Source organism: Pandoraea communis, from assembly GCF_902459745.1.
Lineage (GTDB): Bacteria > Pseudomonadota > Gammaproteobacteria > Burkholderiales > Burkholderiaceae > Pandoraea > Pandoraea communis.
In genome coordinates this window covers 184,275-201,969 of sequence record NZ_CABPSJ010000005.1, presented here as the reverse complement: position 1 = coordinate 201,969, position 17,695 = coordinate 184,275, and the positions used below count along the sequence as shown (strand labels likewise).

General features: G+C 64.5%; 17 protein-coding genes. 11 read left to right on the top strand and 6 right to left on the bottom strand.

The genetic code is table 11. From position 1 onward, the window contains the following. Positions 1–77 precede the first annotated feature (77 nt). Entirely contained in the window at positions 78–1,595 is a 1,518-nt protein-coding gene (locus PCO31110_RS18945) for a sensor domain-containing diguanylate cyclase (RefSeq protein WP_051126202.1), read from the top strand. On the opposite strand, the gene PCO31110_RS18940 is transcribed toward PCO31110_RS18945, so the two are convergent. Further along, a complete protein-coding gene (locus PCO31110_RS18940; protein ID WP_010808607.1) occupies positions 1,535–2,551 on the bottom strand; it encodes a LysR family transcriptional regulator in 1,017 nt (338 codons plus the stop codon). The genes PCO31110_RS18945 and PCO31110_RS18940 overlap by 61 nt on opposite strands. Beyond that, a complete protein-coding gene (locus PCO31110_RS18935; RefSeq protein WP_010808606.1) occupies positions 2,548–4,023 on the bottom strand; it encodes an MFS transporter in 1,476 nt (491 codons plus the stop codon). Before PCO31110_RS18935 ends, PCO31110_RS18940 begins: the two co-directional genes overlap by 4 nt. A gap of 65 nt (positions 4,024–4,088) precedes the next feature. On the opposite strand from PCO31110_RS18935, the gene PCO31110_RS18930 reads away from it, so the two are divergent. Further along, the gene (locus PCO31110_RS18930) at positions 4,089–4,754 is read left to right on the top strand and encodes a helix-turn-helix transcriptional regulator (RefSeq protein WP_150691140.1); all 666 of its coding nucleotides are present in this window, start codon (positions 4,089–4,091) and stop codon (positions 4,752–4,754) included. 11 nt (positions 4,755–4,765) lie between these two features. Here the strand turns inward: PCO31110_RS18930 and PCO31110_RS18925 are convergent, their stop codons facing one another. Then, positions 4,766–5,083, bottom strand: coding sequence for a YnfA family protein (locus PCO31110_RS18925; RefSeq protein WP_010808604.1), 318 nt, complete (start codon positions 5,081–5,083; stop codon positions 4,766–4,768). 111 nt (positions 5,084–5,194) lie between these two features. On the opposite strand from PCO31110_RS18925, the gene PCO31110_RS18920 reads away from it, so the two are divergent. Both PCO31110_RS18920 and PCO31110_RS18915 read left to right on the top strand, forming a co-directional pair. Beyond that, positions 5,195–5,398, top strand: a complete 204-nt coding sequence (locus PCO31110_RS18920; protein ID WP_010808603.1) for a SlyX family protein — start codon at positions 5,195–5,197, stop codon at positions 5,396–5,398. Positions 5,399–5,579: 181 nt separating this feature from the next. Continuing rightward, positions 5,580–6,224: a DUF1439 domain-containing protein gene (locus PCO31110_RS18915; RefSeq protein WP_010808602.1), complete on the top strand. Its 645-nt coding sequence runs from the start codon at positions 5,580–5,582 to the stop codon at positions 6,222–6,224. A 104-nt stretch (positions 6,225–6,328) separates the two neighbouring features. On the opposite strand, the gene PCO31110_RS18910 is transcribed toward PCO31110_RS18915, so the two are convergent. The 3 genes from PCO31110_RS18910 to PCO31110_RS18900 form a co-directional block, all read right to left on the bottom strand. Then, a complete protein-coding gene (locus tag PCO31110_RS18910; RefSeq protein ID WP_010808601.1) occupies positions 6,329–6,754 on the bottom strand; it encodes an organic hydroperoxide resistance protein in 426 nt (141 codons plus the stop codon). Positions 6,755–7,165: 411 nt separating this feature from the next. Next, complete coding sequence (locus PCO31110_RS18905; protein ID WP_150691139.1) at positions 7,166–7,750, bottom strand: TetR/AcrR family transcriptional regulator; 585 nt, start codon at positions 7,748–7,750, stop codon at positions 7,166–7,168. Between the two features lie 116 nt (positions 7,751–7,866). After that, positions 7,867–8,796 (bottom strand): LysR family transcriptional regulator, encoded by a 930-nt coding sequence (locus tag PCO31110_RS18900; RefSeq protein WP_010808599.1) that lies wholly within the window; start codon positions 8,794–8,796, stop codon positions 7,867–7,869. A gap of 141 nt (positions 8,797–8,937) precedes the next feature. Between PCO31110_RS18900 and ilvD the strand changes: the two genes are divergently transcribed. The 7 genes from ilvD to PCO31110_RS18865 all read left to right on the top strand — a co-directional run bounded on the left by ilvD (position 8,938) and on the right by PCO31110_RS18865 (position 17,627). After that, complete coding sequence (gene ilvD / locus PCO31110_RS18895; RefSeq protein WP_150691138.1) at positions 8,938–10,638, top strand: dihydroxy-acid dehydratase; 1,701 nt, start codon at positions 8,938–8,940, stop codon at positions 10,636–10,638. Further along, a complete protein-coding gene (locus PCO31110_RS18890; protein WP_010808597.1) occupies positions 10,635–12,002 on the top strand; it encodes an MFS transporter in 1,368 nt (455 codons plus the stop codon). The genes ilvD and PCO31110_RS18890 overlap by 4 nt, the downstream gene beginning before the upstream one ends. 36 nt (positions 12,003–12,038) lie before the next feature. Beyond that, entirely contained in the window at positions 12,039–12,950 is a 912-nt protein-coding gene (locus PCO31110_RS18885; RefSeq protein ID WP_010808596.1) for a TauD/TfdA dioxygenase family protein, read from the top strand. 32 nt (positions 12,951–12,982) lie between these two features. Continuing rightward, positions 12,983–14,272, top strand: coding sequence for an aconitase X (locus PCO31110_RS18880; RefSeq protein WP_150691137.1), 1,290 nt, complete (start codon positions 12,983–12,985; stop codon positions 14,270–14,272). Beyond that, entirely contained in the window at positions 14,269–14,742 is a 474-nt protein-coding gene (locus PCO31110_RS18875) for an aconitase X swivel domain-containing protein (protein WP_010808594.1), read from the top strand. The genes PCO31110_RS18880 and PCO31110_RS18875 overlap by 4 nt, the downstream gene beginning before the upstream one ends. 88 nt (positions 14,743–14,830) lie before the next feature. Continuing rightward, a complete protein-coding gene (locus PCO31110_RS18870) occupies positions 14,831–16,135 on the top strand; it encodes an FAD-dependent oxidoreductase (protein WP_150691136.1) in 1,305 nt (434 codons plus the stop codon). A 121-nt stretch (positions 16,136–16,256) separates the two neighbouring features. Next, the gene (locus PCO31110_RS18865; RefSeq protein WP_150691135.1) at positions 16,257–17,627 is read left to right on the top strand and encodes an MFS transporter; all 1,371 of its coding nucleotides are present in this window, start codon (positions 16,257–16,259) and stop codon (positions 17,625–17,627) included. Positions 17,628–17,695 lie beyond the last annotated feature (68 nt).

The following is a 17,695-nucleotide window of genomic DNA, read 5'->3' as shown; positions in this document are numbered from 1 at the left end:
GACTCACAGTGGCGTGGCGCGAGTTTGCCCGTAAAATGTCGGGCTGACCCGACCTTAGGTGCCTCATGCCGGACGCCATGCCTGCCGTACCTTCCCAGCCGACCGCCTCGCCTTACGCTGCCAGTGGCGCGAGTGACGACGCGCTGATGTTCGACCTCGCGCCGGTCTCCCTCTGGCTCGAAGACTTCAGCGGCGTAAAGCAGTTGTTCGACGAATGGCGTGCGCAGGGTGTCACCAACCTGCGCGCCCACTTCAAGACCGACCCGGCGCACGTCTCGGCATGCTCGCGGCGCATTCGCGTCATCAAGGTCAATCGCCGGACATTGACGATGTTCAACGCATCGTCGCTCGATACGCTCGTGGCCAACCTGCCGCGCGTGTTCCGCGACGACATGCTCAAGACCCACGTCGAAGAGCTTTGCCAACTGTGGGACGGCCGCACGCACTTCACGAGCAAGACCGTCAACTACACGCTCGACGGCCGCCGTCTGGATGTGCTGCTCAACGGCTCGGTGCTGCCCGGCCACGAAGGCACCTTCGAGCGCGTGCTGATCTCGCTCGAAGACGTGACCGAACTCGAACACGCACGCCAGCGCGTGACAATGGGCGAGGAATACGCGCGAGGCCTCTTCGAGTACTCACCGGTCTCGTTATGGGTCGAGGATTTCAGCGCGATCAAACTGCTGCTTGACGATGCCCGCTCGCGCGGCATCACCGACTTCCGCACTTTCACCGACGTTCACCCCGAATTCGTCGAGCGCTGCATGAACGAGATTCACGTGCTCGACGTGAACCGCCACACGCTGGCGATGTTCGTCGCGCCCGACAAGGCCACCCTGCTCGCCCGCCTGCCCGACGTGTTCCGCGACGACATGCGGCACAACTTCCGCGAGCAGTTGATCGACCTGTGGGACAACAAGCTCTTCCAGCAACGCGAAGTCATCAACTACGCGCTCGACGGCAACGAGATCAACGTGCATCTTCAATTCGCGGTGCTGCCGGGTCACGAGTCGCGCTGGGATCTGGTGCTCGTTGCCCTCACCGACATCACCGCGCGCAAGAAGGCCGAGTCGTATCTCGAATTCCTCGGCAAGCACGACGTGCTTACCAAGCTGCGCAACCGCTCGTTCTATGTAGACGAACTCAACCGGCTCGAACGCAAGGGGCCGTACCCGGTGACGGTGATCGTGGCCGATCTGAATGGGCTGAAACTCGTGAACGATCAGTTAGGGCATGCCGCCGGCGACGGGCTGCTGCGACGCGCCGGTGAAGTGCTGAGCAAAGCCATTGCCGCACCGCAGATTGCTGCGCGCATCGGCGGCGACGAGTTCGCCTTGCTGCTGCCCTCCACCGACACCAGCGGCGGCGCGGCGATGATCGAGGGCATTCGCCAACTCGTGGAGTTGAACAATTCGTTCTATCCGGGCACGCCGCTCTCATTCTCGATGGGCATGGCGACCTGCGAAGCCGGCGAGCGGCTCGAAGCCACGATTCAACGTGCCGATCTGCTGATGTACGAAGAAAAACGCAGTCACTATGCCGGTAGCGTGAACGAGCGGCGTGCGACCGGCGGCACAGGCGGCAGCGGCGCGTAATCTCGTGCGTTGCCTAACGGCTCGCAGATTTGCGCGAGCCAGTCGACGAATGCGCGCACCCGTGGCGACACCCGCTTTTGCGCCGGATACGCCGCCGAGAGGCGCAGCGGTGGCGGCGGACACTCCGGCAGCACCGGCACCAGACGCCCCGACGTGAGATAGGGCGCGGCGGCCAGCAGCGTCGGTTGAATCAGCCCGAGGCCTTCGAGTCCGGCCGCCAGATACGCCACTTCATCCCCCACATGCAACTGACCGCGCGTGCGCACGCACGTCGCGCGTCCACCGACCATCAACCTCAGATCGCCGCAGCGCGTTGTGAGCGAGGTCGCCGGGGCGAGCGCTGACGGCGACGCCAGAGACTCCGCCGGCGCCGTCAGCCATTTCACCGACGTATGCATCGCGAGGGCATCGAGATCGGCGGGTGTGCCTTGCATGTCGAGATAGCGACGGCTCGCACATGTCACGCGCGGCAGATCGCCCAGATGGCGCGCCACCAGCCGCGAGTCGGGCAACTCCCCCAACACCACACCGCAATCCACGCCGTCACCGCGCCAGTCGCCGTGCGCCGGTGTAGCATCCAGCGCGATCTCGAGGCCCGGATAGCGCGCCTGGAATTCGACGAGCGACGGCATGACGACCTCGCGCGCGATGACCGGCGGCAGCACGACGGCGAGGCGTCCACGCAGTTGCGCCTGCGCGCCGAAAAGGCCGGACTCCACCTCCTCGACATCCGCCAGAATCGCCGCACACCGCTCGAAGTACGCGGCCCCCTCCATCGTGAGGGCGACACGCCGCGTCGAACGCGTGAAGAGCGCCACGCCGAACCATCGCTCCAGATGCTGCACCTGGGTGGTTGCGGTCGTACGCGGTATGTCGAGCGACGCCGCCGCCTTGGTGAAGCTGCCGACTTCGGCTACACGCACAAAGGTGCGCATCGCGGTGATGCGATCGATCATGCTGCCTCCTGCTTCGTGACGGGAACGGCTACCCTGCCGCGCAAGGTAATGACTGCCGCGCCCGCCGGTGCGAGGGCGAACAGCGCGAACAGCCAGACCGACGCACGCTGCGCTTCGTCCAATGCGCCTTGCGCCAGCCCCGCAGAGTTCGCCACAAGCCCCGCGAGGGCCGACCCCAGCGCCATCGAATACAACTGCACTGTCGTGATCGACGCCGACGCAAGTGCCGCCTCGCCGGGACGCGCCGCCGTCATCACGCGTGTGAGCAAATGGGGCCAGCCGATACCCACTCCCACGCCCACGCCGAACAGCGCCACGCAAATGCTCGCCACACCTGCGGCACTCGCGAAGAGCGACGGTTGCGGCAGCAGCCACGCGAGGGCCAGCATGCCGAGCGCGACAATCACCGGGCCGAGACGCACGCGCCGCTCGGCGGCATCGCCATGTCGCCCCGCACTCGTCATCGCCCCCACCGACCAGCCCGCCGCCATGAGCGCGGCGAGATATCCGGCGGTGAACGGTGTCTGAGCGTGAATCGTCTGCAGGAAATACGGGATATAGATTTCGCTCGTCATTGCCAGACCGAGCAGACTCATGACCGCGTACAGTCCGCCCAGCCGCGTGCGCAGCGAATACGCCCCCGTCGGCATGAGTCGCGGCAGCGCGTGCCGCGCGCTACGCTCGCGTTGCGCGAGCCACCAGGCGAACACGAGTCCCACGAGCATCCATATCGCCGCCAGCAAGTACGAGCCAACCACGGCGCCCAGCGATATCGCCACGGCCGACGCACACAGCAAGACCACTTTGAACCACGGGATGACATGCGCGTCGCCGTGAGACGGCGACGACTCACTCTCGCTCGCCACGGTGCGTCCGGCAGGCACCTGCGCGCGAATGATGAGGCCGAGTCCGACCACCACCGGCAGCAGCGACCAGAATGCCCAGCGCCAGTGACCGAACTGCGCAAAGACGCCGCCCACGGCAGGCCCGCAAAGCGTCGCGACACCCCACATGCCGGAGACGAGCCCCATCGCCCGCGACCACAGGGCCGGTGCGAAGACGATGCGGATCAACGCATAGCTGAGGGCCAGCAAAATGCCGCCGCCGAAGCCCTGCAAGGTGCGCCCCGCGAGCATCCACGGCATGCTCGGTGCGGCCGCACACAGGATCGTGCCCGCGCTGAAGCCCAGCAATGCCGCGACGTAGGCGGGGCGAGGACCCAGCGCCGTGAGCATCTTGGATGCCAGCACCGAGCCGAGAATCGATGCCACCACAAACAGCGTGGTGTTCCACGAATACAGATCCAGCCCGCCGATCTCCTTGACGATGGACGGCAGCACGGTCGTCGCCACATAGACGTTGGTAGCATGCAACGCCACCCCGCCCGCCAATGCCAGCGAACGCCAACCGTTACTGCCGCTCAACAGATCGCGCCAGCCCGGCGCTGTGAAATTCGTCGTGTTCGTTGTCATAGATGGACAGCCGCGTGTCGGGCGACTAATATGCAAGAAAGTTCTTGGATATTACATGCCTCACCATGAATTACCCAAATAACCACTTGGATAATAGGGCGGCGACACCCGGCCCCGGCTACGAGCGCGTGCTGCATTGGTTGAAGACGCAGGGCCCGGCCTCGACGGCGGAGGTCGCTTCTGCGTTGGGGATCACAGCGGAGGCGGCACGTCAGCAGGTACAGAAGCTGGTGGCGGATGGGCTGCTCGCCGGCGAGGCGATGCCGTCACGCGGCGCGGGCCGTCCGCGTCAGGCGTGGGCACTCACGGAGGCGGGGCACAGCCGCTTTCCCGACGCCCATTCCCATCTCACTATTCAGTTGATTGGCTCGATTCGTCAGCTCTTCGGCGAAGACGGGCTGGACCGTCTGATTACGCAGCGTGCCGAGGAAACACGTGCGCAATACCGGCAGGCCGTCGACCCGCTGCCGGGCCTGTCGGCACGGCTGGAAAAGCTCGCGGAGATTCGCTCGTCGGAGGGCTATATGGCGCGCGTGGAGCGCGACGGCGACGACTGGCTGCTCATCGAAGATCACTGCCCGATCTGCGCAGCCGCCAAGACGTGTCAGGGCTTTTGCCGCACGGAGCTTGAGCTGTTTCAGGAACTCGTCGGCGAGCGCGGCACCGTGACACGCGAGACGCATATCCTCGCGGGCGGGCAGCGTTGCACATACCGCGTGCGCACGCCGTGACTCACCGCCGCCTAGCGCGGCTGAAACGCAATCAGGCTCATGCCCGCAAGGGCGACGGCCACACCGGCAACGTCCCACGGTGTCGGACGCATGCCGTCCACCAGCCACAACCATACGATGGCCGCGCCAATGTACACGCCGCCGTATGCGGCATAAACACGTCCGGCCGCTGCCGGATGCAGCGTGAGCAGCCACGCGAACAGCGCCAGTGAAATGGCACCGGGTACGAGCAGCCATGCACTGCGATCCTGCTTTAGCCACAGCCAAGGCAGATAGCATCCGACGATTTCCGCCACGGCGGTCAGGATATAAAGCAGAAAGGTTTTCATCGCGCAATTATGCCCGGCGCCAATGCCACGCGTCATGTCGCACCCGGTGCGGGCTCGCGAAGCACGCAATGACCTACAATGCCGCGTTCACCGGAGAAGCCCATGGAATCGTTGGAAACACGCGTCGTCGAACTCGAAGTCAAGGCCGCGTTTCAGGAAGACCTGCTCGAGACGCTCAACGAGATCGTCACGCGTCAGGAGCAGCAAATCGATCTGCTGCAAAAGCAGCTCAAGGCGTTGTACCAGCAAATGCAGTCGCAGGGACAGAGTGGCCCCGACAGCAACCCGCGTCACGAAATCCCGCCGCATTATTGAAACGCGGAGAAAAATTGAGCCCGCGTGGCCGCAGCACCACGGCCGGCACGCTTGCGCGGTCCCTTTCGTTGCCAGCGCGGGTCGACGCGGTGTTCAGAACGAATCCGCGCCGTCCGGGTCACAATCTTCATTGACGACTCAGGCTCGACCGCGCCCTGCCCGTCCTTCGGACCTTCGCCCTATGATCTCTCGCCGCAAGCCTCTCACGACTAGCCTCGTCGATACCGTCGACGCCCTCGAGTCTGCCGTGGCCTCACGCCGCGACGCGCTGCGCCTCGCCGCCGCCGGGCTGGTCGGCCTGACGCTCGCCCCGCTCATGCGTTCCGCCGATGCCGCGTACAACATCTGGACCGGCGAGTACACGATGACGCGCAAGGAAATCGAGACGGCTATCGACAAGCGGTTTCCGACGACGCTCAATTACGGTCAATTGCTCTCCGTCGCACTGGCCCATCCGCAGATTGGCTTCAATCCGCAGACCAATCGCATCACCACACAGGTCGATGCGCAGGTGCAGAACGTGTTGCTGCAAGGCCAGCCACTGGCCGGAGTGCTCGCCATCTCCAGCGCGCTGAAATACGACCCGGTCAAACGCGCCGTGCTGCTCGACAACCCGAACGTCGAGCGCGTGGACCTGAACGGCATGCCCGCTGCGTACAGCCAGCAGTTGACGTCCGTTGGCGGCACCGTCGCTCAGCAGGTACTCAACCAATATCCGATCTACACGTTCAAACCCGAGCAATTGCGTTACGGCGGACGTGACGTCGAGCCGGGAGCCATCACCGTGCTGCCCGACGGCATCAAGGTCGAAGTGAAAACGAAGTGATCGGCGCCACGACGCGCGTCGCATAATACAAAAAGGGCAGCCCTGGAGCTGCCCTTCTTTCATCCGGCTACGTTCACCGGTGTACGACCAGGCCCTCGACGAACTCAGACCACCGTCAGCGTCACATCGATGTTGCCACGCGTGGCGTTGGAGTACGGGCACACGATGTGAGCCTTCTGCACCAAGGCTTCGACCGTGGCGCGATCCACGCCCGGCACGCTGATCTTCAGTTCAGCCTGAATGCCGAAGCCGGTCGGGATCTGGCCAATACCGACGCTGCCATCGATCTTCGTGTCGGCGGGCAACGCGACCTTCTCTTTGCCGGCGACGAACTTCAGTGCACCCAGGAAACAAGCCGAGTAACCGGCGGCGAAGAGTTGCTCCGGATTGGTGCCGCCAACGCCGGGGCCGCCCATTTCCTTGGGAACGACCAGCTTGACGTCGAGCACGCCGTCGGAGGAAACGGCACGGCCGTCGCGGCCTCCAGTTGCGGTGGCGTGGGCGGTATACAGCACTTTTTCGATCGACATGACGAACTCCTGGTAAGTAGAAAATTTCACTTCCAAACTTCGACCGCCCCGGACCGGCACGCCATCGTGGCGTTGCCTTCTGGCCGGACGATCAACCTGACATACGCGCGTCGGATAACTGTCTTGACGCCTGCCCGTGCGCGTGTGTTCCTGTGTCAACGGTGCCGATGCGAGGTCCGTGCTTCGCGTGCCGCGCTTCGTTCAGCGGCTCGCATGCACGGCGCTCAACGCCGTCAACGATCTTAATCCACCTGCGGGACACCGTTCGTGAACGCCGGTCTGAACCCCGGCACCCGCCGTCCCGTTTCTCGACTATCCACGCAATCTATCTATTGACAGATAGATAACTTGACCCAAATAAACGGGAGGCCAACTCCCGTTGTTCTGCTTCCCCCACCTGGCCGGCCTTTCTCAGGCCACGCCGCAAACGGAAGCCACCACATCCTCCACCCGCGAGGGCGCCCGAAACAATCGCGAGGCCATCACACTGCCCTGAAACCCTGCGAACAGCGCACGTGCCGTGGCGTCGGGCGACGAACTCAGTGTGAGCGATCCGTCTGTCACCCCCTGCGCCAACACGCGCGCCAACCAGGCTTCGTGGTGCGCAAAGAAGCGCTGTACAGCGTCACGAACCGTCTCGGGCAACGTCTCGATGTCAGCGGCCAACATGCCGCACAGACAGATCCGATGACCGTCGGCCACGATGCGCCCGAACCCTTGCGCATATAGCGCCAGCTTCTGTGTCGGCGGCAACGCATCGTCGATACCGGCCAGCCCTTCGTCGACGAACGCGTCATATACCTTGATCGCCTCAAGCACCAGATCTTCCTTGGCCGGAAAGTAATAGTGGATGCTCGACGTCTTCACGCCCACCCGCTCGGCCAAATCCCGATAGCTGAAGCCGTTGTAGCCTCGCGTCATCAGCAACATCTGCGCATGTTCTAGCAGTTGCTCCCTGACGGTCGGTGCAGCCGGCGATGTGGTTGTGCGGTTCATGAAACGAACTTTATCTACTAGTAGGTAGACAGTCAAGCCCTTTCGTGAATCCGGTCGATTGATTTTGTCGATGGCGGCGATAGCTCACGAGACCGCGCTCGCGGCATTACCGGTCGTCACTCCACCGTCGAAGGTTGCTTCGGTGTACTCACCAACGCCGACATCACGTCACGCATCCAGACGTTGGCCGGATCGTTGTGAAATCGCGAATGCCAATGCAGATGGAGGTCGTAGGCGGGGACATTGAACGGCAACGGCATGAGCCTTACCCGCGCGAAGTCGGCAAAGCGGCGTCCGACCATGAGCGGCACCGTGGCAATCATGTTCGAGTCGGCGACGATGAACGGCACCCCCATGTAACGAGGCAGGGACAATCGCACATTGCGATGCACACCGAGCCGCTCCAGAGTCTTCTCGAACTGGTCGGCGCGACGCCCCTCCGGACGCACCGCTACATGGTCGGCCGCCTCGTATTCTTCCTTCGTCATCGTTTGCCCAATGTCCGGATGATCGATCCGCATCACGCAGACAAACGAGTGCTGATACAACAGCTTCTGACGGATCGATGCGCTCTCCAGATCGGGGAACACGCCCACCGCCAGCGCGATATCGCCTTCGGTCAGTCCCACCTCCAACTCCTGCGGTGTGGGAGCAACCGTCTTGATCTTCACATGCGGCGCCACGCCGTCGAGATGTCTGAGCAAGCGCGGCAAGAACACCATTTCTCCGATGTCCGACATGCACATCACGAACGTCTCACGCGAAGACGCCGGGTGGAACGTCGGACGCGGCAGGATTTCATCCTGAATCAGATACAGCATGCGCGTCACCGGCTCCGCCAGTTCCTGCGCACGCGCCGTGGGTTCCATGCCACGTGCGGAGCGTACAAACAGCGGATCGTCGAACATCTGACGCAATTTCGACAGCGCAAAACTCATGGCCGGCTGACTCAACCCGAGCACGATGCCCGCCTGCGTCACGCTGCGCGTGCGCATCATCGCGTCAAAGGCCTTCAGGAGATTCAGGTCGACCTGATGAATATCCATATTTTGGATTTGCCAAATAAATTGAATCGAATTGACGGATTATATTCGGCTACCTAGCATGAGTCACCGTCTTCGAGAGGCTCCGGAGAGTGCGTCCGAGACGGCGTTTTTCACCTAGAAAAAACGTTGGAGTGAGACACCATGCCTCGTCGTTTGCGAAGCAATTTCCCCCGTGGTTCCTATCTGTGGGCGGTGCGTGCCGCCCAATGGCGTGCCTTGGGCATCGCCGAAGAAGATCTCGAAAAACCGAAGATCGCCATTGTCAACTCATCTTCCGAGCTTGCCAGTTGCTTCAGTCACCTCGACGGTGTCGCGGCCGCGCTCAAGGAAGCCATTCGCGCCGCCGGCGCTCTGCCCTTCGAAATCCGTACGGCCGCGCCGAGCGACTTCATCACCGGTGCCGGAGCACGCGGCGCGTACATCCTGTCGGCACGCGACCTCGTCACCAATGACATCGAAGTCGCCGTCGAAGGCGCACTGCTCGACGGCATGGTATGTCTGGCCTCGTGCGACAAGACCGTACCCGGTCAGTTGATGGCGGCAGCCCGGCTGGACATTCCGAGCCTTATCGTGGCTTGCGGCTATCAGGCCAGTGGCGAATATCGTGGCAAACACGTCGATATCGAAGACGTTTTCGTCGGCGCGATGCATGTGGTCACCGGCGGCCTGCCGGTGGACGAACTCGTCGGCATGGCGCGCAATGCGATTCGCGGGCCCGGCGTGTGCTCGGGTCTGGGTACGGCGAACTCGATGCACCTGGTGTGCGAAGCCCTCGGCATGGCGCTGCCGGGCAGCACACCGGTGGCCGCCAACAGTGCGCAAATGTTCGAGACGGTGCGTCAGGCAGGCAAACGCATCGTCGAAATGGTGGAGGCCGACCTCACCCCCCGCAAGATTCTCAGTCCCGGTGCATTCGCCAACGCCGCGATGGCGGTGCTCGCCGTCGGCGGCTCGATCAACAGCGTCAAGCATCTGCAAGCGATTGCCAGCGAAGCGCAATGCGATGTCGACGTCTATCACTTGTTCGAATCGCTGGCCGACCAGATTCCGGTACTCACGGGTATTCGCCCGGTCGGAGACGACACCATCGAAGCGTTCGATGCGGCGGGCGGGTCACGCGGCGTGCTGCGCCGTCTATTGCCGTGGCTGCATGGCGACGCGATCACGGTCACCGGAACGACCATGGCGCAGAACGTGCAAGACGCGCCCATTCACGACGACAACGTCATACGTCCGATCGAGCGCCCCTTCGCGTCGCGCCCGGCCATCGTGCTCGTGCGCGGCAATCTGGCGCCGGAGGCCGGCATTGTGAAGTTCGGCATCTCCCCCGGCAAGGCCCGCCGCTTTGAAGGCTCGGCGGTGTGCTTCGATACCTCCGACGCCGCGGTCGAGGCCCTGCGCCGTGGCGACATCCGTCCCGGTCACGTGGTGGTCATGCGCGGCGCGGGCGTCTGTGGCGGTCCTGCGATGGGCGGCGGCGCGTCGCGCGTGGTGTTCGCTATCGACGGCGCGGGGCTCAGCGAGTCGGTCGCGCTGCTCACCGACGGGCACCTCTCGGGACTCGTGTGCAAGGGCCTGGTCGTTGCGGAGATCTCGCCCGAAGCCGCGACCGGCGGACCGCTCTCCCTCGTGCGCGACGCAGACACCATCGTCATCGATCTCGACACCCGCCGTTGCGACGTGCAACTGAACGACGCGCAATGGGCCGAGCGCAGCGAACAGCCGCGCGCACCGTCTGCCTCATCGGCACGCGGGTGGCTCAAGCTGTATCGCGAGAACGTGTCATCGATGCCGCAAGGCGCCGTGCTGAGCGGTCGGCGTGACGACGGAGATCGCTCATGAGCGCCGCGGCCACTGTCGACGTCGATCAGGCGATCGAAACGCAGAAGGTTGGGAAGTTCTCGATTCGCATCATCGTCCTGATGGGCCTGATGATGCTCACCGAGGGCTACGATCTCGGCGCGCTCTCGTTTGCCGCGCCCGCCATCGGCCGTGCCTGGGGCATTGGTCGCGGCGCACTGGGTCCGGCATTCGGCGCGTTCGTCTTCGGCACGATGCTCGGTGCATTTGTCCTCGGTTATCTGGGCGACGTCATCGGACGCAAGCGCACGATTCTCATCGGCTCCGTCATCCTCGCCGTGCTCACGCTCGCCGTCGTCTTCGCCAGCGACCTGCGCACCCTGCTCGTGTTGCGCTTTATCGCGGGCATCGGCATCGGCGGTGTCGTGCCCAATGCCATCGCGTACATGACGGAATTCGCCCCTCGCCGGTTGCGGGCCACCTGGGTCACGTTGATGTACACGGGATACAGCATCGGTACCGGGCTGGGCGGTGTGGTCGCGGCGTGGATGATTCCGCACTTCGGCTGGCAGGCCATTTTCGTCATCGGCGGTGTCGGGCCGTTGCTGGCCGCTGTCATGCTCGCCCTATGGGTGCCGGAGTCGATCCGCTTTCTCGCGCTGAAGGGCCGCCGTGCCGACGAGATCGCACGCGTGATTTCACGGCTTCATCCTGGAAAGGTCTTCAACGCGCAGATGCGTTTCGTCGTCGGCAGCGAAGCCTCGGGGGCGCAACATGCCCGGCTGCGACAACTCTTCGCCGGGCGTCTGCGACGCATCACCCCCGTGCTGTGGGCCGTGTATGTCGCAAACTCCATGGCGCTGTTCTTCCTCGTGAGCTGGCTGCCGATGCTCATCGAAGCCATCGGTGTGCTTCCGGCGCGTGCGGCCCTCGTGTCCAGCGCATTCTCGGTGGGCGGCACCATCGGAGGACTCGCCCTGATGCGATTCGTCGACACACGCGGCGCACTGATCGTCGCGGTGTTGCCCGTCATCGGCTGCCCGCTTGTCGCCGCGCTCGGCGCCAGTATTCCCGAGGGCATGCTGATCGCGGCGGTCTTCATGATCGGGTTTTGCGTCATCGGCACGCAATTCGGCCTCAACGCGGTGGCAGCGATGGTCTATCCCACCGCCTTGCGCGCCAAGGGCGTGGGCGTGGCGGTGGGCATCCAGAAAATCGGCGCGATTGCAGGCCCGGTCATCGGCGGCGCCCTGCTCTCGCTTCACTGGCCTGTCAGCGCCTTGTTCTACTTCGGCGCGGTGCCAGTGGGCCTCGTGGCGATCTTCGCCTTCGCGCTTGGCATGCTCCAACGGCAAGACGATCCCGAACGCGCGGAGCACGCACCGCACGCCGCAGGTTCCGCGTGACATCGCCCCTCAACGAAATGCGCAAGAGGAACCAACATGCTTGACATCACACCGCTGCGCGCGCCGACGGCGAACGCGAGCCGAACAGGTGAAGCGAATGGGACGAGCGAGACCGCCTTCGCTTTCGATTTCGTCGGTCAGGTGCATGGCTTCGACACCGCCGCGCCGGTCGACGCGGACACCGCGCACGCCATCGACGACGCGATGACCCGCTACGGTGTCCTCGTCTTTCGCGGCCAGTCGCTCACACCGCAGCAGCAACTGGATTTCGCCAGCGCGCTGGGTCCGCTCGATATCGGCTTCAAACGCGTCGCCAAACCGCACAACCGCCTCGGGTACGACACGCTCGCCGACATCTCCAATCTCGACGAAAGCGGTGCCGTCGCCAGTCGCGAGCATCGCCGCATCGTGGGCAACATCGCCAACCAGTTGTGGCACAGCGATAGTTCGTTCCAGCGCCCGTCTGCCCGCTACTCGATGCTCTATGCCGTGGTAGTGCCACCGGAGGGCGGGGAAACGGAGTTCGCCGACATGCGCGCTGCGCTCGAGGCATTGCCTGCGTCTCAGCAAGCGTCGCTGCGCGAGTTGCAGGCCGAACACGACGCCTTGCACTCGCGCATTTTTCTCGGCGATACCGAGTACGACGCCGCCCAACGCGCCGCCATTCCCCCAACGGTCTGGCCGTTGGTGCGCCGGCACCCCGGTGGCCGATCGTCGTTGTTCATCGGGGCGCATGCCAGCCGCATTCTCGACATGACCCTCGCCGAGGGCCGCATGCTGCTGCTCGATCTGCTCGAACACGCCACGCAACCCGCCTTCGTCTATCGCCATACCTGGCAACCGGGCGATCTGGTGATCTGGGACAACCGATGCACGTTGCATCGCGGCCGGCGTTTCGACCTGACGCAGCGGCGCGAATTACGACGGGCCACCACACTCGACGCCTGAACGGCCCTCATCATATTCAAGGAGACACCCCCATGCGACTGACCCCCGACGAGCAAGCCATGCTCGACGGCACACAGGGCCCCGCCGTGCAGAAGGCGATGGATCTGCTGGTGCGTTACGGCGAAGCGCTCGGTGCCGAACGCTTCGTCGATACCAACAACGTGTGCGGCACGCTCGGCGCCACCACGCCGTTTCTGCGCGACTTCGGCACGCGCGGCGGCGCGCTCGATCTCGACGCCGTCTTTTCCGAGTTCAACCTCGACAGCGCCGAAGTCGTGCCCGTGCCACGGATGAAGGCCTACAGCAGCCATCTCCAGCAAGGCTTCGATCCCGAGCATGCCGAGCGCCAGGGCATTGCCCCGGAAGTCGTCAAGCTGTATCGCGCAGGCGAAGCGTATGCGGGCCGGCTTGGCGTTCAGCCCCTGCACACCTGTGCGCCATATCAGGTCGGCAACGTGCCAGTGCGCGGCGAGCATTGCGCGTGGATGGAGTCGTCGGCAGTGGTGTATATCAACGCCGTGCTCGGCGCACGCAGCAACGCCGAAGGGCGCGAGAGCGCAGGCGCCGCCATGGTCACCGGCAAGATTCCCTACTGGGGCCTGCATCTGACGGAGAACCGCTACGGCACCGACCTCGTGCAGGTCGACGTGCCGATCGACAACGTCTTCGAATGGGGACTGCTCGGCTATTCCGTCGGCGAAGTCGTCTCTGAAGGCATTCCCGTTTTGCAGGGCATTCAAGGGCCGGCCAACCTGCCGCGCCTCAAGCACTTCGGCGCAGCGGCGGCATCGTCGGGCGGCGTGGAGATGTATCACATCGTTGGCACGACGCCGGAAGCGCGAACGCTCGACGAAGCGTTCGGCCCGCGCAAGGCCCGCCAGACGCTGCGTTACGGCGCGGCCGAACGGCGTCTCGCTTACGAACGCGTGAACACGACGGCGCGCGACAGCGACGTCGACTTCGTGATGCTCGGCTGCCCGCATTACTCCATCGAACAGATCTGGGAAGTCTGCCAACTGCTCGAAGGCCAAAAGGTGCATGAGAACACCGAACTCTGGATCTTCACCCCGCGCGCCACACGTCACCTGGCCGATCAGGCGGGCTACACACGCATCATCGAAGCCGCCGGCGCGCATCTCATGAGCGACACATGTTCCGCGCTCGGGCGAGTCATGCCCAAGGGGACGCGAGTGGCCGCTGTCGACTCGGCCAAGCAGGCGCATTACCTGCCGGCCATCATGAACATTCAGGCCTGGTGCGGCACCACGGCCGAGTGCATTTCGGCCGCCGTCAGCGGTCGCTGGACAGGAGCACTGGCATGAACGCCACGACACACATCGAACGGCAGGACACCCCGCAAAGCGCCACGCAGACCTTCGTGCTGCACGGCCGGCGCGTTGTCGGCGGGCGCACCGAGGGCGAGGCGCTCGTCACCCATGACCGCATCTCCGGCTGGGGCGGCATCGACCCGCGCACCGGCACGGTCATCGAAACGCGTCACGAACTTCGCGGCGTGAGCTTCGCGGGCAAGGTGCTGGTGTTCCCCGGCGCGAAGGGTTCGTCGGGATGGTCGAGCCAGTTTCACATCGCACGACTGGCGGGCACCGCGCCGATCGCCATGTTGTTCAACGAGATGACGACCAAGATGGCGCTCGGTGCCGTGGTCACACACGCCCCCGCGTTGACGGACTTCGATCGCGACCCGCTTTCGCTCATCCAGACGGGCGACTGGGTGGTGGTCGATGCCGATCGCGGCGTGGTCGAAGTGACCCGGCGCGTCGCCGGCGCTTAAGCGTTTCCATGCGCATGGCGAGGGGCTTCCGCCCCCGCCATGCGCGAATCGTTGCCCGTCTTATTTCCCTGACCTAGCTTTACTGGAGATGCAATTGGACACCAATACTCGCGTGGTACGCCGCGCGACCCACACCCCCGCGTGGCACGTCGATGCCGATATCTGCATCGTGGGCGCCGGTATTTCGGGCACCTCCGCCGCGCTGGAAGCTGCTGCGCTCGGCCGCAAGGTCGTTCTCGTCGACAGCCTTCCCTCGCTTGGCGGTCAGGCCGTCAATTCCATCATCGGCACCTTCTGCGGGCTGTTCTCCAACGGCCCGAAGCGCTTTCAGGTCACGCACGGCATCGCCGACGGCATTCTGCGCGACCTGGGCGTCCAAGGCGCATTGCACTACAAGGAAGGCCCGCTCACGACGGTGGTGCTGTACGACGAAGTCGCGCTCTCGCGCTGGATCGAGCAGAAGATTCTCGACGCGGGGATCACCGTGATTCTCGGCGCCGTCATCGGGCATGTGGCCACCGAAGGCCGCCGTGTGCAGCGCGTGACGCTCGCCACGCGGTACGGCGACGTGCACGTCGATGCCAAGGGCTTTGTGGACGCCAGCGGCGACGCAGCGCTTGCCTGGAACGCCGGACTGTCGTGCCGCGAACCGATCACGCCCGTGCACGGCACGCAAATGGTCGTGATCGAGGGGCTCGACGAGACGCACGCGCCAACCCAGGCCGAGTTCAAGGAACGCGTGGCGAGCCGCGCGAACACTTACGGACTGGAGCGCAAGGACGGTCTCGTCTTCTATTTCCGCGGCCGCAACATCGGTATCGCGAACATGACGCACATCGAAACGCCGCTGGAGCCGGTGGCCGCATCGCACACGGCGCTGGTGGGGCGCGACCAGGCAGACCGCGCCTTCGAATTCCTCAAGGCGGAATACCCCGAGGTGTATCGCAACGCACGCATTCGCAGCTACGGGCTGCCGGGTATCCGGCAAACGCGCTGGATCGTCGGTACCCACACGCTCACTTCCGAAGAAGTGATTGCCGCGAAATCGTTCCCCGACGCGGTGGCGCGCACCGCCTGGCCCATCGAGCTGCACGATCGTCCGGAAGGGTACGTGTGGCAGCCGTTCGGCGACGACCACCTGCACACCGTGCCGCTGGGCAGCCTGCTCGCTGCCGACGCCGATAACGTGGTGGCCGCGGGCCGCTGCATCGACGCAGACTCCAGTGCGCTGTCGAGCGTGCGCGTGATGGGGCCGTGCATTGCGATGGGCGCCGCCGCCGCGCACGCGCTCGATCTGGCCGATACGGGCAGCGTTCACGACATCGACCGTGCGGCGTTGCGCCAGCGAATTGCCGACAACGTCGACCGGATCGATCCACCGCATTTGTCATGAAACAGCGCGAGCATCGCGGCAGGACTACATAACGACATTTGCCGGGAACGCACGCGAATCTGCGCGGCGTCCCGGTTTCCTGAAGCCGGCGCTCACGGGCGATTCGGCATATGGAGGAGACATGGCAACGCTGCAAACGATGGACATTTCGCGTCTCATCGACGCGCAAAAGCCCGGGCGCTTCGCATTTCTGACGATCTTCTGCGCCTGGATTCTCATGCTCACTGATGGGTACGAGCTCACGGCCCTCGCCTATGCGGCCCCATCGTTGGTGCGAGACTGGCAGATTCCTCGCGCGGCGCTGGGCCCCGCCTTCGGCATCAACGTGTTCGGGATCATGGTCGGCTCGATCCTGTTCGGTTTCCTCGGCGATCGCTACGGACGCAAGCGCGCGCTGCTCTGGGGCACGGTTTGGTATGGCGTTCTCACACTGGTGACGGTGAAGGCAACCACCATCGATCATCTGCTGGTTCTGCGGTTTCTCGCTGGCATCGGCATCGGCGGCGCCGTCCCCAACGCGTTCGTGCTCATTTCGGAGTTCGCCCCCAAGCGCCTGCGCGCAACCTGGGTGACGCTCATGTTTACCGGCTACACGATCGGCGCGAGTCTCGGCGGTGCCGTCGCGGCCACGCTCATCGGGTCGTACGGATGGCACGTCATCTTCCTGATCGGCGGCATCGCGCCGCTCGCGGTGGCGGCCGTGCTGGCGCTCGTGATGCCCGAGTCGCTGCGCTTTCTCGTGCTCAAGGGCTGGCGTCCCGCAGAGGTCGTGCGACTGGTGCGCAAAATCGATCCGGCGGCCAATGTGGATACGTCCACTCGCTTCTACGCCGGCGACGAACCCGCGCCGTCGCCGTTTCGTTGGGCAATGCTGTTCGAAGGACGCCTGCGCACGCTCACACCGGTGCTGTGGCTCGCCTACATCGCCAATTCGATGGCTCTGTTCGCGTTGCAGAACTGGCTGCCGATCCTGGTCGAAGCCGTGGGGGTGCCCGCACGACAAGCCGCGCTGGTGTCGGCCATGTTCTCCATCGGCGGCACGGCGGGCGGCCTTGCGCTGATGCGTTTCATCGACCGCTACGGCGCCCGCATGATCGTGTTTCTGCCGCTCTTCGGATGCCCGCTCGTTGCCCTGCTAGGCAGTGGCATGCCCGCCATGCTGCTGACCGCCGCGGTGTTTCTCGTGGGATTTTGCGTGGCCGGGACGCAGTCAGGTCTGAACGCCGTGGCACCGACCGTGTACCCCAGTACGATCCGGGGCAAAGGCACGGGTATCGCCATCGGCGTGGCCAAGGTCGGGTCCATCTCGGGGCCGATGATCGGCGGCCTGCTGCTCTCGCTCTCGCTACCGGTGTCGACGCTGTTCGTCGCGGCTGCCGTGCCGGTGGCTGTCGTCGTGTTGCTGGCGCTCGTGCTGGGGCGCACGACACGCCGTGCCAACCCGGACGACGGCGCGGGGCCGCACCCGGCCTCGGCGGCCGCAAAAAGTTGACCTGGTTGATCTGAGCCTGCCAGGGAACACAAGACACCGCCTAATCATTACAAGACATTCTGGAGACA

Excerpts from the sequence above, each read along its gene's own strand:
- PCO31110_RS18945 (WP_051126202.1), top strand. The coding sequence starts at position 78 with ATGCCTGCCGTACCTTCCCAGCCGACCGCCTCGCCTTACGCTGCCAGT.
- PCO31110_RS18940 (WP_010808607.1), bottom strand. The coding sequence starts at position 2,551 with ATGATCGATCGCATCACCGCGATGCGCACCTTTGTGCGTGTAGCCGAA.
- PCO31110_RS18935 (WP_010808606.1), bottom strand. The coding sequence starts at position 4,023 with ATGACAACGAACACGACGAATTTCACAGCGCCGGGCTGGCGCGATCTG.
- PCO31110_RS18930 (WP_150691140.1), top strand. The coding sequence starts at position 4,089 with ATGAATTACCCAAATAACCACTTGGATAATAGGGCGGCGACACCCGGC.
- PCO31110_RS18925 (WP_010808604.1), bottom strand. The coding sequence starts at position 5,083 with ATGAAAACCTTTCTGCTTTATATCCTGACCGCCGTGGCGGAAATCGTC.
- PCO31110_RS18915 (WP_010808602.1), top strand. The coding sequence starts at position 5,580 with ATGATCTCTCGCCGCAAGCCTCTCACGACTAGCCTCGTCGATACCGTC.
- PCO31110_RS18910 (WP_010808601.1), bottom strand. The coding sequence starts at position 6,754 with ATGTCGATCGAAAAAGTGCTGTATACCGCCCACGCCACCGCAACTGGA.
- PCO31110_RS18905 (WP_150691139.1), bottom strand. The coding sequence starts at position 7,750 with ATGAACCGCACAACCACATCGCCGGCTGCACCGACCGTCAGGGAGCAA.
- PCO31110_RS18900 (WP_010808599.1), bottom strand. The coding sequence starts at position 8,796 with ATGGATATTCATCAGGTCGACCTGAATCTCCTGAAGGCCTTTGACGCG.
- ilvD (WP_150691138.1), top strand. The coding sequence starts at position 8,938 with ATGCCTCGTCGTTTGCGAAGCAATTTCCCCCGTGGTTCCTATCTGTGG.
- PCO31110_RS18890 (WP_010808597.1), top strand. The coding sequence starts at position 10,635 with ATGAGCGCCGCGGCCACTGTCGACGTCGATCAGGCGATCGAAACGCAG.
- PCO31110_RS18885 (WP_010808596.1), top strand. The coding sequence starts at position 12,039 with ATGCTTGACATCACACCGCTGCGCGCGCCGACGGCGAACGCGAGCCGA.
- PCO31110_RS18880 (WP_150691137.1), top strand. The coding sequence starts at position 12,983 with ATGCGACTGACCCCCGACGAGCAAGCCATGCTCGACGGCACACAGGGC.
- PCO31110_RS18875 (WP_010808594.1), top strand. The coding sequence starts at position 14,269 with ATGAACGCCACGACACACATCGAACGGCAGGACACCCCGCAAAGCGCC.
- PCO31110_RS18870 (WP_150691136.1), top strand. The coding sequence starts at position 14,831 with ATGCAATTGGACACCAATACTCGCGTGGTACGCCGCGCGACCCACACC.
- PCO31110_RS18865 (WP_150691135.1), top strand. The coding sequence starts at position 16,257 with ATGGCAACGCTGCAAACGATGGACATTTCGCGTCTCATCGACGCGCAA.